Source organism: Paractinoplanes toevensis, from assembly GCF_018332695.1.
Taxonomy (GTDB): domain Bacteria; phylum Actinomycetota; class Actinomycetes; order Mycobacteriales; family Micromonosporaceae; genus Actinoplanes; species Actinoplanes toevensis.
Map to the genome: position 1 here is coordinate 45,682 of NZ_BOQN01000102.1, position 13,771 is coordinate 59,452.

At 70.6% G+C, this 13,771-nt stretch carries 13 protein-coding genes; 5 read left to right on the forward strand and 8 right to left on the reverse strand.

Going from position 1 to position 13,771, the window contains the following annotated elements:
- The first annotated feature begins 180 nt into the window (after positions 1–180).
- Positions 181–1,059 carry an EamA family transporter gene (locus Ato02nite_RS38415; protein ID WP_213011611.1) on the forward strand — a complete coding sequence of 293 codons (879 nt, stop codon included), beginning with the start codon at positions 181–183 and terminating at the stop codon, positions 1,057–1,059.
- Here the strand turns inward: Ato02nite_RS38415 and Ato02nite_RS38420 are convergent.
- Together Ato02nite_RS38420 and Ato02nite_RS38425 are read right to left on the reverse strand one after the other, a co-directional pair.
- Positions 1,056–2,672 carry a methyl-accepting chemotaxis protein gene (locus Ato02nite_RS38420; RefSeq protein ID WP_213011612.1) on the reverse strand — a complete coding sequence of 539 codons (1,617 nt, stop codon included), beginning with the start codon at positions 2,670–2,672 and terminating at the stop codon, positions 1,056–1,058. The two genes, Ato02nite_RS38415 and Ato02nite_RS38420, sit on opposite strands and share 4 nt — an antisense overlap.
- A 15-nt stretch (positions 2,673–2,687) precedes the next feature.
- Positions 2,688–4,358: a methyl-accepting chemotaxis protein gene (locus Ato02nite_RS38425; protein ID WP_213011613.1), complete on the reverse strand. Its 1,671-nt coding sequence runs from the start codon at positions 4,356–4,358 to the stop codon at positions 2,688–2,690.
- A gap of 174 nt (positions 4,359–4,532) precedes the next feature.
- Between Ato02nite_RS38425 and Ato02nite_RS38430 the strand changes: the two genes are divergently transcribed.
- Positions 4,533–4,871: a carboxymuconolactone decarboxylase family protein gene (locus tag Ato02nite_RS38430; protein ID WP_213011614.1), complete on the forward strand. Its 339-nt coding sequence runs from the start codon at positions 4,533–4,535 to the stop codon at positions 4,869–4,871.
- Here the strand turns inward: Ato02nite_RS38430 and Ato02nite_RS38435 are convergent.
- The 6 genes from Ato02nite_RS38435 to Ato02nite_RS38460 are packed head-to-tail and all read right to left on the reverse strand — an operon-like array spanning position 4,840 to position 8,890.
- Positions 4,840–5,934, reverse strand: a complete 1,095-nt coding sequence (locus tag Ato02nite_RS38435; RefSeq protein ID WP_246607939.1) for an AI-2E family transporter — start codon at positions 5,932–5,934, stop codon at positions 4,840–4,842. The two genes, Ato02nite_RS38430 and Ato02nite_RS38435, sit on opposite strands and share 32 nt — an antisense overlap.
- Positions 5,918–6,364, reverse strand: coding sequence for a DUF7144 family membrane protein (locus Ato02nite_RS38440; protein WP_213011615.1), 447 nt, complete (start codon positions 6,362–6,364; stop codon positions 5,918–5,920). Before Ato02nite_RS38440 ends, Ato02nite_RS38435 begins: the two co-directional genes overlap by 17 nt.
- 2 nt (positions 6,365–6,366) lie before the next feature.
- Entirely contained in the window at positions 6,367–7,092 is a 726-nt protein-coding gene (locus Ato02nite_RS38445; RefSeq protein WP_213011616.1) for a potassium channel family protein, read from the reverse strand.
- 1 nt (position 7,093) lies between these two features.
- Positions 7,094–7,297 carry a DUF8691 family protein gene (locus Ato02nite_RS38450; RefSeq protein ID WP_213011617.1) on the reverse strand — a complete coding sequence of 68 codons (204 nt, stop codon included), beginning with the start codon at positions 7,295–7,297 and terminating at the stop codon, positions 7,094–7,096.
- Entirely contained in the window at positions 7,294–7,494 is a 201-nt protein-coding gene (locus tag Ato02nite_RS38455) for a DUF8691 family protein (RefSeq protein WP_213011618.1), read from the reverse strand. Before Ato02nite_RS38455 ends, Ato02nite_RS38450 begins: the two co-directional genes overlap by 4 nt.
- A 4-nt stretch (positions 7,495–7,498) precedes the next feature.
- The gene (locus tag Ato02nite_RS38460) at positions 7,499–8,890 is read right to left on the reverse strand and encodes a hypothetical protein (protein WP_213011619.1); all 1,392 of its coding nucleotides are present in this window, start codon (positions 8,888–8,890) and stop codon (positions 7,499–7,501) included.
- A gap of 164 nt (positions 8,891–9,054) precedes the next feature.
- Here Ato02nite_RS38460 and Ato02nite_RS38465 point away from each other — a divergent pair, with 164 nt between their 5' ends.
- The 3 genes from Ato02nite_RS38465 to Ato02nite_RS38475 all read left to right on the forward strand — a co-directional run bounded on the left by Ato02nite_RS38465 (position 9,055) and on the right by Ato02nite_RS38475 (position 13,754).
- On the forward strand, positions 9,055–9,558 hold the full coding sequence (locus Ato02nite_RS38465) for a DUF1269 domain-containing protein (protein WP_213011620.1): 504 nt from the start codon (positions 9,055–9,057) through the stop codon (positions 9,556–9,558).
- Positions 9,559–9,630: 72 nt separating this feature from the next.
- Positions 9,631–12,294, forward strand: a complete 2,664-nt coding sequence (locus Ato02nite_RS38470; protein ID WP_213011621.1) for an MGH1-like glycoside hydrolase domain-containing protein — start codon at positions 9,631–9,633, stop codon at positions 12,292–12,294.
- On the forward strand, positions 12,291–13,754 hold the full coding sequence (locus Ato02nite_RS38475; RefSeq protein WP_213011622.1) for an alpha-amylase family protein: 1,464 nt from the start codon (positions 12,291–12,293) through the stop codon (positions 13,752–13,754). The genes Ato02nite_RS38470 and Ato02nite_RS38475 overlap by 4 nt, the downstream gene beginning before the upstream one ends.
- Positions 13,755–13,771 lie beyond the last annotated feature (17 nt).

Below are 13,771 nucleotides of genomic sequence, written 5' to 3' on the forward strand. Positions count from 1 at the left end.
AACTCCGGTACCATCGCCGGATGCGCCGATCCAGCATCTCCCCGCCGCTCTCCTGAGCGGGACGGGGACCACCGCGCCGACCGGCTGACGCCTCGGCGCGCGCTGACGCGCACCAAATGCGAACACCCGGCCCGCTTCCGCGATCTGACCACGACATCGCAGAAGCAGGAGCACCAGCACGTGACCACACAAACTCTGGAGGGCCGGAAGACCTGGCTCCTCGTTCTCGCCGGCTGCCTGTGGGGCACCGGCGGTCTCACCGGCAGCCTTCTCGCCCGGCACACCGGGCTCGCCGCCCCGTCGATCGCCGCCTACCGGCTCGCCGTGGGCGGCCTCATCCTCCTCCTTTTCGTCCGGAACCGGCCGCGCGGCCGGGCCGCCTGGACCCGGATCGTCGTGCTCGGCCTGCTCGCGGCCGAGTTCCAGGCCTGCTACTTCGCCGCGGTGTCGAAGGTGTCGGTCAGCCTGGCCACGCTGATCACGATCGGCGCGTCACCGGTGCTGGTGCTGGCCGTGGAGAGCCTGACCGGCCGGCGAAAGGCCGACCGGGGCGCACTCGGGACGGCCGGCCTCGCGGTGATCGGGTTGACGCTGCTGATCGGCGTACCGTCAAGCGGGCAGGACCTGACCACCGTGCTGTCCGGCGCCGGGTTTGCCCTGCTGGCGGCGGGCGGCTTCGCCGCCATGACGGTGATCGGCAGCCGGCCGGTGCCGGGCCTCGACGAGATGGCGTCGACGGGTTTCGCCTTCACCCTCGGCGCCGCGGTGCTGGCGGCCGGGACGAGCGCGCTCGGCGGGGGCCTGGGCTTCACCCCGGACCGTCCGGCGCTGGGCCTGTTGCTGCTGCTGGGGGCCGGGCCGACCGCGATCGCCTACGCCGCGTACTTCCGTGGCCTGCGCACCGCCCGAGCCGGTACGGCCGCGCTGATGGCCCTGCTGGAACCGCTGGTGGGCACGGCCCTGTCGGTGCTGGTTCTGGGTGACCGGCTCGGCCCGGCCGGCATCGCCGGTGCCGCCCTGCTGCTCACCGCCCTGGTGCTGGAGGGCCGGCGCGGTTAGCGGGCCATCTGGAACTGGTCGACGATCTCCTGCAGTTCGCGGGACATCACCTCCAGGTTCTCTGCGGTCTCCTGGGCCTCGCCCACGCCGGCGGAGGTGATCTGCGCGGAGGTCGCCACCCCGTGGATGCCCTCGGCGATCTCGTTCGAGCCGGTGGCGGCCTCCACGATGTTGCGGCCCATCTCGGCGGTCGTCGCGGTCTGCTGTTCCACGGCCGCGGCGATCGTCGTGGAGTGCTCGTTGACCTGGCCGATGATCTCGGTGATCCGGTCGATGGCGCCGATCGCGGCGGTGGTGTCGTGCTGGATGGCCTCGACCCGCCGGGAGATGTCGTCGGTGGCCTTGGCCGTCTCCTGGGCCAGATCCTTGACCTCGGAGGCGACCACCGCGAAGCCCTTGCCCTGCTCGCCGGCCCGGGCGGCCTCGATGGTGGCGTTCAGGGCCAGCAGATTGGTCTGCTCGGCGATCGACGTGATCAGCTTGATCACCTCGCCGATCTCGGCGCTGGACCGGCCCAGCTGGCCGATCGTCTCGCCGGCCTCGCGGGCACTGTCCACACCGGTCGCGGCGACCCCGGCGGCCAGGCTCGCGCTGTCGGCGATCTCGCGGATCGCGGCGTTCATCTGCTCGGTGCCGGCGGCGACGGTCTGCACGCTGTGCGAGACCTCCTCGGCCGCCGAGGAGACCCGCTCGGACTGGCCCGTGGCATTGCCGGCGGCTTCGGCGATCCGGCCGGAGGCCATCGTGAGCTCGTGCGAGGCGCCGGCCAGCGTACGGCTGTGGTCGCTGATCCGGCCGAACGCGGTGACCAGCACCTCGAGGGTGCTGTTGACCGCCCGGCCCATGGTGCCCAGCTCGTCGCGGCCCTCGGCGGGCGCCTGCACGGTGAGGTTCTTGGCGGCGACCGCGCGCAGGGTGGCCACCGTCATCCCGAGCGGCCCGGTGATGCTGCGGGTGACCAGCACGGCCAGCGCCGCGGCGAGGCAGAGGCTGAGGCCACCGGCGATCAGCATGAGGGTGCGCGAGGTCGAGGCGGTCGAGGCGGCGTCGGCCTGGGCGGCGGTGGCCGCGGCGTCGGTGAGGTCGGTGAGCTTGTCGATGCCGTCGAAGATCTCGTTCATGTAGGTGTTGGCCGCACCGCTGACCAGGTCGCCGGCGGTGGCCAGGCCGGCCTTCGTGCCCAGCCGGAAGGCGGCGATGATCTGGTCGTCGACGTCCATGTACTTGTCGAACGCGGTGGACGCGTCGGTCAGGGCGGACTGCTCGTCGGCGGTCAGCTCCTTGCCCTCCAGGGTGGCGATGTCGTCCTTGAACGACGCGGTGGAGGCCAGGAAGGTCTTCCGGGATTCGGCGGTGTCGGAGGTGGCGCCGCTGATGCCGCGCTGGACGTCGAAGGCGTACGCGTTCTGCCAGCCGTTGAGGTCCGCGGTGCGGAACTTCGCGGTGAGGGCGGTGCTCCGCAGGTCGGCGGCGGCCGAGAGCCGGCCGGTGGCGTCGTCGGCCGCGTTCTGTCCCCACAGGCCGACGCCGAGGGCGATCACCATGCAGACGCAGACACCGGTGAACGCGCCGGCCAGCCGCGCCCCGATCCTGATGTTGCCGAACAGGCGCATCGGGACTCCTGGAAACTAGACGCGGAAACGGGCGACGACACCCCGGAGCTCATCGGCGACCTGGGTCAGCTCGGTCACCGACTGATCGGCCTCCTGCAGGGCACCGGTCTGGGCCTGCACGGCCGCGGCCACCGAGTTGATGTTGCCGGCGATGGCGGAGCTGCCGCTGGCGGCGTCACCGATGCTGCGGCTCATCTCGTTGGTGGTGGCGGTCTGTTCCTCGACGGCCGACGCGATGGTGACCTGGTAGTCGTTGATCTCCGAGATGATCCGGGAGATCTCGGCGATGGCCTCGACGGCGTTGCTGGTGTCGGCCTGGATGGCCTCGACCCGCCGGGAGATGTCCTCGGTGGCCTTCGCGGTCTCCTGGGCGAGGTCCTTGACCTCGGTGGCGACCACGGCGAAGCCCTTTCCCGCCTCGCCGGCCCGGGCCGCCTCGATCGTCGCATTCAGCGCGAGCAGGTTGGTCTGCTCGGCGATCTGGGTGATCACCTTGACCACGTTGCCGATCTCCTCGGACGAGGTGCCGAGCTTGGCGACGGTGTCGTTGGTGCTCTGCGCGACGCCGACGGCGCTGGACGCGACCTGGGCGGCGTTGTTGGCGTTCTCGGCGATCTCGCGGATCGACGCGCCCATCTGGTCGCTGCCGGCTGCCACCGACTGCACGCTGGAGGAGACGTCGCCGGCACTGCCGGCCACCACGCCGGCCTGGTCGGCGGCCTGCCGGGCCTGGTCGGAGAGCCGGGCGGTGACGCTGGTCAGCCGCTGGGTGCCGGCCCCGAGAGTCTCGGCGCCGTGGGTGAGCGCCAGCACCGAGGTGCGCAGGCCCTCCCGGGCCCGGTTGACCGCGCCGGCCATGGCGCCCAGCTCGTCGCGGGAGCGGACCTGGGCGGCGACGGTGAGGTCGCCGGCGGCGACCGCGTCGAGTGCGGTGGAGACGGTGGTGAGCTGGTTGCGGATCAGGCGGATGACCAGGACGCACACCGCGGCGGCGATGACGAAGCCGGCGATCAGGGCGATCAGGGTGACCATCTTGGCCCGGTTGTAGGCCTCGGTGCCGCGTTTCGCCATGGCGTCCGACTCGGTGTCCTCCACCTGCTGCATGGTGGCGACCCCTTCGCTCATCCCGTCCTCGGCCTTGTTGAACTCGACGAGGATCTGGTCGGCGGCCGGCATCGTGTAGCCCGCCGCGAGCGGCTCGCCGAAGATGACGGTGTCGCGCAGCGCCTGGTAGTAGTGCAGCGCGTCGGTGAACTTGGTGAGGGCGGCCTGCCGGGTGGCGGAACCGGTGGTGAGGGCTCCGTAGTTGGTGATGGCGCTGTCCAGGGCGGCGTCGGCGGAGGCGGCCTGGTCGCGGCCCTGCTTCAGCTGGGCGGTCTTCGCGGCGCCGGTGCTGCTGTTGCCCACGAAGTAGATCAGCATGCCGCGGAAGATGAAGCCCACCTGGCCGCGCATGTTGGCGACCTCCTGGAGGGTGTCCACGTGGTTCGTCTTCATGTCCCGCAGGTCGCTGTTGAGGTGCGACATCCGGTTGATCGACAGGATTGCCACCAGCAGCGCGACCACCGCCACGCAGGCCGCCGCGATGACGGTCTTGATGGTGAGGCTGCGGTCGCCGAGAAGGGCCTCGAACACGTTCCGCTGCACGGTGATCGGCGAATCGCCCTCCTGAAGCGCCTTAGGCATGGTGTGTCCCCCCGATGGCCCGTCCCTTTCGGCGCACCGCCGAACGCGATCAACTTTAGATTCGGATCAGCATTCGAGGGATAAATCGCATAAACAGGGACAGTGGGAGGGGCACGTGCGTACTATCCGCGCGGGATGAGGCCCGAGTGGGCGGTGGGCGCGTTGGCTACGTTCATGGAAAAGACTGAGAACACCAGCTTCGATGACATCCTGCGCGAACTGGCCGACGGCGGGGGACCGGTGCTCGAGGCCATCGCGCGCCAGTCCCAGGGCGCGCTGCGGAACGCCGGGATCGAACCCCGGACCGCCCTGCTCGTCCGGATCGCCGCACTGATCGCGCTGGACGCGGCACCCGCCTCCTACGTCGTCCACCTCGGCCTGGCCGACGAGGCCGGGATGAAGGCCGAGGCGATCGAGGCCGTGCTCGTCGAGCTGGCTCCGCTCGTCGGCACGGCCCGGCTCGTCTCGGCCGCCGGAAAGATCAACCAGGCTCTGCGGCAGTTGTCGGCGTAGCCGCCGGTTCGCCCGGGCCACCCGACAGCAGCGGATTGATCCAGCGGGTGGCCGGGTCGATGTCCACCAGCAATCCCTTGGCCAGCAGGCTCAGCGGGATCGCCAGCAGCGCCCCGAGCGGGCCGAGCACCCACCCCCAGAAGACCAGGGACAGGAACGACACGCTGGCCGACAGGCCCACCGCGTCGCCGACGATCTTCGGCTGGATCACCGACTGGATCAAGAAGTTGATCCCGCAGTACAGCACGATGACCCAGAGCATCCCCGGCACACCGCCCTGCAGCAGCCCGAGCAGCGCGGGCGGGATGACGCCGACGATGAAGCCGATGTTCGGGATGTAGTTGGTGATGAACGACAGCAGCCCCCACAGGAACGGCAGCGGGATGCCCATCGCCCACAGGACCAGGGTGTCGATCACGGCCACGATCAGGCCGAAGACGGTGGTCACCCACAGGTAGCGCCGGGTGCCGGTGGCGAACGAGCGCAGCGCACCCACCACCTCCGGCCGCTGGGTCGCGCTGACCCGCAGCCGGGCCGGGAAGTCCACCGCGTCGATGCACATGAACAGCAGCACGGCCAGCAGGAACACCGTGTTGGACAGGGCCGCGGTGACCCCGCCGAAGATGAATCCGACCAGGTGCGCCACCGACCCCGGGTCGGTGACCTCGTGCAGGGCCTGCAGCACCTGCCCCTGATCGACCCCGAGGCCGGCCAGCGTGCTCGTGAGGTCGGCCCGCAGGTCGGTGAATTGCTGCTGGTACTCCGGCATCAGATCGACCAGGCGGGCCAGGGACAGAGCCATGGCCGCGCCCAGCGACACCAGCAGCAGATAGACGGCGAGCACGTTGGTCACCATGGCCAGCCACAGCGGAACCCCCCGGCTGCGCATCCACACCGCGATCGGGCTGATCGTCACGATCAGCATCAGCGCCAGGAAGACCGGCCCGAGCAGTTCGGCCGTGATCCGCATGCCGCCGACCACGACCACCAGGCAGGCCGTGCCGAGCAGGACTACGACCCCGCGCGGCAGGCCCGCCGGGGCCGGCTCAGTACCGGACCTCACGGCCGTGCACGGCGAGGGCGTAGATGGCCAGGACGTCGAGCGCGATGATGATGGTCGACCAGATCGGGTACGCGGGCAGGAACGCCAGGTTCGCCAGCGCGCTGAACACCGCGATGATGATGCCGACGACCCGGGCCCAGGTCTGCCCGAGCAGCACTCCGATACCGGTGCCGACGGCGATCAGGCCGAGGACCAGATGGACCCAGCCCCACGTGGTGAAGTCCATCGTGAGCAGCAGCCCGCTCCGGGTGACCAGGTAGTACTCGTCCCGGAAGATGGCGACGAGCCCCTCGATCGCCTGGAAGCCGCCCAGCATCATCAGCATGACACCGGCGAACACGACATAGCCGGCCCACCCGGTCGGCTCCGGGCGCCGCGCCGGGACGTACGGTTCATCGGAGGCCGTCGGCCTCTGCTGTGTCTCGGACATTCCTACTCCTCATTAGAGCGGTCGGTCGGCCTCACGCTCGCCGAGTCCGGATCGCCGGGCGCCATCCCCGGCGAATGAATGTCGCGCCAGCCCCGGGGCCTCCACACGTTGACCACCTTCGCCACCGCCGTGACCAGGAACAGCTGGCCGAGAAGGGCCTCCAGGACGGCGAGGGTGCGGCCGGGCGCGCCGGCCGGCACCAGGTCGCCGTAGCCGGTGGTGGTGAGCGTGACGAAGCTGTAGAAGAGGGTGTCGGCGAGCGTCCCGTCGCCGTGCGAGCCGAAGAACGGCCCGGGCTGGAAGGCGGCGATGCACTTGTACGCGAACGCGAACGCCATCCCCAGCATCAGGTACGTCGAGAGCGCCCCCATCAGCAGTTCCCGGTCCACGTCGAGCCGGCGGCCCAGGTCGCCGAGGATGGACAGCGGCGCGAGCAGGTAGAGCAGGCTGCCGGCCAGGAACGTGATGCCGACCAGGGTGCGGCCGTGGGCGAACAGGTTCCACACGCTGGCCAGCACGGCCAGCACGAAGACGAGGGCGGCGGCGAGCCGGATCGACGGCCGGGCCCGGGAGACCCGCAACGCGTAGAAGACGGTGCCGATCTGGGCGAACAGCAGCAGCGACACGGCCCAGCGGCTGGTGGCCGTGGTTCCGATCACATAGGTCGCCGCGATCAGCAGGATCGCCGGGCCGTAACTGTCCGCGGACCAGATCGGCGGGACGCGCATCTCAGGGCAGCCGGCGGATCTCGATCAGCCGCAGGCCCATCCCGTGCATCCGGGAGATCAGGCCGAACAGCGCCGACTGGTCGGGTAGTTCGCCGTACAGCACGGTCTCCGGCGGCTCGACCGAGATCGTCATGTCGGACAGCTCGTCCAGGAGATCGCTCGGGATCGTGCCGGACACCCTCACCTGGTAGTTGGTCGCGGTCATGATCCTTTCCCTTCCAGGAAGACGAGCTCCACGCCGGATTCCTGCAGGCGTTGCAGGAGATGGTCGAGTTCCTCGGGGGAGAGGCGGCCCCGGATCGTGCTCTGGCAGGGGAGCGTCTCGACCCTCAGGTCGCCGAAGATGCGCCGCACCAGCGGCCCGATCAGGCCACGGATCCGGATCTCGTAGCGCTCCCTCATCCCGTCACCCTGCCGCGGTGGGTGCGGTCGGCGCGTCATGCGGCGGGAGTGAACGGCCGCGGGCAACCAGGGTGACGCCCACCTCGTACGCCGCGAGAAGGACGACCACGACGAACAGTGACGTCCACGACGACAGCAGCAGCACCGCGATCGCCGCGGCCACCAGGCCGCCCACCCGCAGTACGTCGGCGTGCGCCGCGATCCAGCCGGGCGCGTGCGTCCCGGCCCGCGAGGCTCCGTGGGCGGCGCCGGCGGCACCGCGCCGCACCTGATGCCGCAGCCACACCGCGCCCCGTCCGGGTCCGCAGAGGTAGGCCACCACGGCGAGCACCACGCCGATCCACAGCAGTTGCTGCCCGCGCAGCCGCAGGAGGCTGAACACGCTGGTCATGGCCGCGGCCACGCCGTCCCGGTAGACGCCCTCGGGCACGCCCGCGAGCACCTGGTCGCGGACCCCGCGCAGCACCACGGTCACCGCGACCGCGGCGACCACCAGCCACAGGCCCAGCTGCAGGATCGTCCGGCGGCGGGCCGGCGAGATGATCAGGGCGAGGGCCAGCAGCACGACCGTCGCGGTCACGAACAGGGCGAGGGACCGCTTGGCGGTCGCCACGCTCTCCTGCAGCGCCCACAGCTGCCCCGAGTCGTAGATGGTGAACTGGGCGAAGTTCGCCGGCAGGGTGACCCCGAGCGCGTCCTGCACCCGCGCTCGCAGGTTGTCCGGTATCGCGCCGCTGCTCAGGTCGGGCAGCGTGATCTGCTTGCCGAACAGGGTGGGCAGCTGGGCGCTGAGCTCGCGCAGCACCTGGTTGATCAGCGGCAGCAGGTCGATGTCCACGTGGTCGGCGGCCGCCGTGATCACCTCGCTGCGGCCCTCCACGATGGTCAGGATCCGCTGGTGGGCACGCCGGTTCAGCTCGGTCCAGATCGCCTGGAACCGGTCGCTCCGCAGGACGTTCGTCACCGTCCGGTCGACCGCCTCGCGCAGCTGCCCGGTGATCGGCCCGGCCACGAACCCGGCCTGCTGCGGCAGCACCGACTCGATCCGCTGCTGCACGTCGAGCACCTCGAACACCTCGGTCGTCGCGTACTGCGCGACTGCCGCCGACACCTGCGGGTCCTTCGGCAGGGGCGCGACCGTGGCGACCCAGCGGTCGGTGTTCAGCACGGTCGTCGCGGCCCACAGCCCGGTGACGCCGGCGACGAGGGCGAACGCGGCGATGGTGATGAAGACGGCCGCGGCGACGCGACGCAGGGAGAGCAGTGCGAACTCCCGGCGCCGCCGGTCCTCCAGACGGCCTTGGAGGGTGGCGAGCTCGGCGCGCAGGCGAGCGACCTCGTCGTGGTCCGGCTCCTGCGGGCGTACGTCGGTAAAAGGCTCTTCTGTATGGGTCATCACCGCTCCCTGGACTTGGCGCTACCAGGCTCGTCGCGACCGGCGGCGGGGGCGTCATCCGGGACGAGTGAACGCCGCAGTTCATTCCCCCGGTATGAGGAGGGCGGCGGTGCGGTGTGGCTGACTGGGCTGGCATCGCGACACACCGAGAAAGGGCGTGAATCATGTCAACACTGGTCGCCATCGGGTATCCCGACGAGACCACGGCGACGGCCGCGTCACTGGAGGCCAATCGGCTGGCCAAGGACCTGATCATCCAGCCGGATGCGATCGCCGTCATCATCCGTGACCGCGAGGGCAAGTTCCACGTGACCACCAACCACGGTGCCGTCGGTGGCGGTGCCACCTGGGGCATGTTCTGGGGTCTGCTGTTCGGTCTGCTGTTCTTCATCCCGGTGATCGGCATGGCGGTCGGTGCCGGCCTGGGGGCACTGATGGGCAAGCTGACCAAGAACTCGGTCGACAAGCAGTTCCAGGAGCAGGTGCGCGACATGCTTCAGCCGGGCACGTCGGCGCTGTTCCTGATCGTCGAGAAGGTCACCCCGGACAAGGCCGTCGACGCGCTGAAGAGGTTCGGCGGCACCGTGCTCAAGTCCTCGCTCTCCAAGGAGGACGAGGAAGAGCTGCAGGAGGCACTGCACGGCACCGAGAAGACCGCGACGGTCTGATCGATTCGCGGCCTGCGTCGTTCATCCGTCTCGAATGACGCAGGCCAGGGGCACCGGGCCGACGATGAGGGCATGACGAACGTCGAGCAGCAGCGTCTCGCCGACGTGTTCCCCTGGCGGCGATGGGGCCCTTACCTCAGCGAACGGCAGTGGGGTTCGGTTCGCGAGGACTACAGCCCGGGCGGCGACGCCTGGAACTATCTGAGCCACGATGCGGCCCGCAGCCGGGCCTACCGTTGGGGTGAGGACGGCATCGCCGGCTTCAGCGACGACCACCAGCTGCTCTGCCTGGCCCTGGCCATGTGGAACGGGCGGGACCCGATCCTCAAGGAACGCTTCTTCGGGGTGACGAACTCCGAGGGCAACCACGGCGAGGACGTCAAGGAGTACTACTTCTACGTCGACGGCGTCCCGTCGCACGCGTACCAGCGGATGATCTACAAATACCCGCAGGCCGCCTTCCCGTACGAGGATCTGGTCGCCACCAACCGCAACCGCGGCCGCGACGATTTCGAGTACGAACTGCTCGACACCGGGGTCTTCGCCGAGGATCGCTACTTCGACGTCGAGGTCGAGTACGCGAAGGCGGCGCCCGAGGACATCCTGTGCCGGATCAAAGTGCACAACCGTGGCCCCGACGCCGCGACCCTGCACCTGCTGCCGACCCTGTGGTTCCGCAACACCTGGAACGGATCGGGGGAGGGGCGGCCCAGCCTCTTCCAGGTGCCGGGGGTGCGGGACGCGGCCGTGATCGAGGCGCGGCACCCGGAGCTCGGCCGCCGCTGGCTGCTCTGCCAGGGCGACCACCCGTTGCTGTTCACCGACAACGAGGACGGCCAGAAGGACGCCATCGGCCGGTACGTGGTCGACGGCGCCCGGGACGCCGTGCACACCTCGGCGGCCGGGACGAAAGCCGCGCAGTGGGTGCGGCTCGAGGTTCCGGCCGGCGGGGAAGCGGTGGTGCGGGTACGGCTCACCGACGAGCCGGTGTCGGCCGAGGCCGTCCGCGAACGCCTCTCCCCGCCCAGCTTCGACGAGGTGATCAGGCGGCGCCGGCAGCAGGCCGACGACTTCTACGCCGAGCGGCTCGGGCCCGGCCTTACCGACGGCGAACGGCAGGTCGCCCGCCAGGCCCTGGCCGGGATGCTGTGGAGCAAGCAGTACTTCGGCTACGACGTGGAACGCTGGCTCACCCAGCACGGCCGCGACCCGCTCGACGCCGGCGACATCCGCAACGGCGACTGGAACCACCTGCGCGCGGACGACATCATCTCGATGCCGGACGCCTGGGAGTACCCCTGGTTCGCCGCCTGGGACCTGGCGTTCCACACCGTCGCGTTCAGCGTCATCGACCTCGACTTCGCCAAGCGCCAGCTCGACCTGCTGCTCAGCCGCCGCTACCTGCATCCCAACGGCCAGATCCCGGCGTACGAGTGGAACTTCGGTGACGTCAACCCGCCGGTGCACGCCTGGGCCACCTACCTGGTCTACGAGCTGGACAAGGCGCACCGCGGCGACGGCGGCGACCGGGTCTGGCTGGCCACCGCCTTCCAGAAGCTGGCCCGGAACTTCACCTGGTGGGTCAACCGCAAGGACCTCGACGGGCGCAACGTCTTCCAGGGCGGCTTCCTCGGGCTGGACAACATCGGGGTGTTCGACCGCAGCGCACCACTGCCCACCGGCGGCCACCTCGATCAGGCCGACGGCACCGCGTGGATGGCCCTGTACTGCCAGAACATGCTGCAGCTCGCCCTCGAACTCGCTCGGGACGACCCGGCCTACCTGGAGTCGGCGCAGGCGTACGTCGAGCACTTCGCCTGGATCGCGGCCGCGGTCAACGCCCCGGCCCTGGCGTCGATGTGGGACGAGGAGGACGGCTTCTTCTACGACCTGCTGCGGCTGCCCGACGGGAGCGGGGTGCGGCTCAAGGTGCGGTCCATGGTGGGCCTGCTGCCGCTCGCCGCCGCGACCGTCTTCGACGCCTCGGTCAGTGCCCGCTATCCGCAGCTGATCGAGGAGGCCAACCGCTTCCTCCGGAACCACCCGAGCGTCGGAGCCGTGTTCCCGCCGGGCCGCTTTGCCGGGCGGCCCGGCAGCCACCTGCTCGCCCTGTTCGACGAGACCCGGCTGCGCCGCATTCTGGCCCGGATGCTCGACGAGGACGAGTTCCTCAGCCCCTACGGCCTCCGCTCGCTGTCCCGCTTCCACGCCGGCCACCCGTTCGAGTTCGACGTGAACGGGCAGCGGTACCGGGTCGCCTACACGCCCGCCGAATCGGACAGCGGCATGTTCGGCGGCAACTCCAACTGGCGCGGCCCGGTCTGGTTCCCGGTCAACGCGCTGATGATCCGGGCCCTGCTCAACCTGTACGTCGGTTACGGCGACGAGTTCACCGTGGAGTGCCCGACCGGCTCCGGCGTGAAGATGACCCTGTACGACGTGGCGAAGGAACTCTCCGACCGGCTGACCCGGCTGTTCCTGCCGGGCGAGGACGGCCACCGCCCCTGTTACGGAGGCCAGGAGACGTTCGCCGGCGAGCACTGGCGCGACCTGATCCAGTTCTCCGAGTACTTCCACGGCGACAACGGCGCCGGCCTCGGCGCCGCCCACCAGACCGGCTGGACCGGGCTGGCCGCCGTCTTCCCGCTGCTGTTCGCCCGGGTCACCGGCCCCGACCTGCTGGAGCACGGCATGACCGGGATCTTCCAGAAGATCGACGACGAGGAGTCGCAATGATGGCCGCCCCGGTGGTGTACGAGATCGACACCTGGCCCTGGCTGACCGACGTGCGCCGCCGGTGGGGTCAGGACATCACCCTGGCCGACATCCCGGGTGAGGTCTGGGACGAGAGCATCCCGGCCGGCGCCGACGCGGTCTGGCTGATGGGTGTCTGGGAGCGCAGCCCCGCCGGACTCGTCGTGGCCCGGGCCAACCCGGACCTGCAACGGTCCTTCCGCGAGGCGCTGCCGGACATGCGGCCGGCGGACCTGGTCGGCTCCCCGTACTGCGTCCGCCGGTACGTCGTCGACGAGCACCTGGGCGGCCCGGCCGCGCTCGGCGCCTGCCGGGCCGAGCTGGCCCGCCGCGGGGTCCGCCTGATCCTCGACTACGTGCCCAACCACGTGGCGCCCGACCACCCGGCGATCGCCGAGAACCCGGAGTGGTTCATCACCGGTGACGAGGCCGACCAGGCCCGTGAACCGGCCGCGTGGTTCGAGGTGGCCGGCCGGATCATCGCGCACGGCCGGGACCCGTACTTCCCGCCCTGGCCGGACGTCGCCCAGCTGAACGCGTTCGCACCCGGCCTGCGTGCGGCGACGGTCCGGGCCCTGTCCGGGATCGCCGCCCAGTGCGACGGCATCCGCTGCGACATGGCGATGCTGCTCACCACCGAGGTCTTCGCCCGCACCTGGGGTGCGCACGCGGGTCCGGCACCGGACGGGGAGTTCTGGCCCGAGGTGATCGGCGAGCTGCGCCGCGAGCACCCGGACGTGGTGCTGATCGCCGAGGCGTACTGGGACATGGAATGGACCCTCCAGCAGCAGGGCTTCGACTTCTGCTACGACAAGCGGCTCTACGACCGGCTGGCCCATGAGGACGCCGAGTCGGTCCGCAAGCACCTGTCGGCCGGCCGCGACTACCAGGACAAGCTCCTCCGCTTCATCGAGAACCATGACGAGCCGCGCGCCGCGGCCGCCCTGCCGGGCGGCCGGGACCGCGCCGCCGCGCTGGCGATCGCCACGCTGCCCGGCGCGACCCTCTGGCACGACGGCGAATTCGAGGGCCGGCGTACGCGTCTGCCGGTCTTCCTGGGCCGTTTCCCCGACGAACCGGTCGACGAGGACCTGCGCACCTTCCACCACCGTCTGCTGGCCGTGGTCGCCGGCTCGCGCCGTGGCGACTGGTCCCAGCTGGACGCCCGCGGGTGGCCGGACAATCCCACCCATCACGACGTCCTGGCCTGGGCGTGGCACGACGACCTGCCGCACCACATCGCCGTGGTCAACCTGGCCGCCCACCCCAGCCAGTGCCGCGTCACCCTGCCCTGGCCGGACCTGGCGGGCCGCGGGTGGCGGCTGATCGACCTGCTCGACGGCCGCGGCTTCGACCGGGCCGGCGACGAGCTGGCCCGCGACGGGCTCTACGTCGACCTGCCCCCGTGGGGCGGGCACCTGTTGGCGGTCGCCCCCGCCTGATCCCGAACTCCGAGGTG

Coding starts and splice junctions, on each gene's coding strand:
- Ato02nite_RS38420 (WP_213011612.1), bottom strand. CDS start 2,672: ATGCGCCTGTTCGGCAACATCAGGATCGGGGCGCGGCTGGCCGGCGCG.
- Ato02nite_RS38425 (WP_213011613.1), bottom strand. CDS start 4,358: ATGCCTAAGGCGCTTCAGGAGGGCGATTCGCCGATCACCGTGCAGCGG.
- Ato02nite_RS38430 (WP_213011614.1), top strand. CDS start 4,533: ATGGAAAAGACTGAGAACACCAGCTTCGATGACATCCTGCGCGAACTG.
- Ato02nite_RS38440 (WP_213011615.1), bottom strand. CDS start 6,364: ATGTCCGAGACACAGCAGAGGCCGACGGCCTCCGATGAACCGTACGTC.
- Ato02nite_RS38445 (WP_213011616.1), bottom strand. CDS start 7,092: ATGCGCGTCCCGCCGATCTGGTCCGCGGACAGTTACGGCCCGGCGATC.
- Ato02nite_RS38450 (WP_213011617.1), bottom strand. CDS start 7,297: ATGACCGCGACCAACTACCAGGTGAGGGTGTCCGGCACGATCCCGAGC.
- Ato02nite_RS38455 (WP_213011618.1), bottom strand. CDS start 7,494: ATGAGGGAGCGCTACGAGATCCGGATCCGTGGCCTGATCGGGCCGCTG.
- Ato02nite_RS38460 (WP_213011619.1), bottom strand. CDS start 8,890: ATGACCCATACAGAAGAGCCTTTTACCGACGTACGCCCGCAGGAGCCG.
- Ato02nite_RS38465 (WP_213011620.1), top strand. CDS start 9,055: ATGTCAACACTGGTCGCCATCGGGTATCCCGACGAGACCACGGCGACG.
- Ato02nite_RS38470 (WP_213011621.1), top strand. CDS start 9,631: ATGACGAACGTCGAGCAGCAGCGTCTCGCCGACGTGTTCCCCTGGCGG.
- Ato02nite_RS38475 (WP_213011622.1), top strand. CDS start 12,291: ATGATGGCCGCCCCGGTGGTGTACGAGATCGACACCTGGCCCTGGCTG.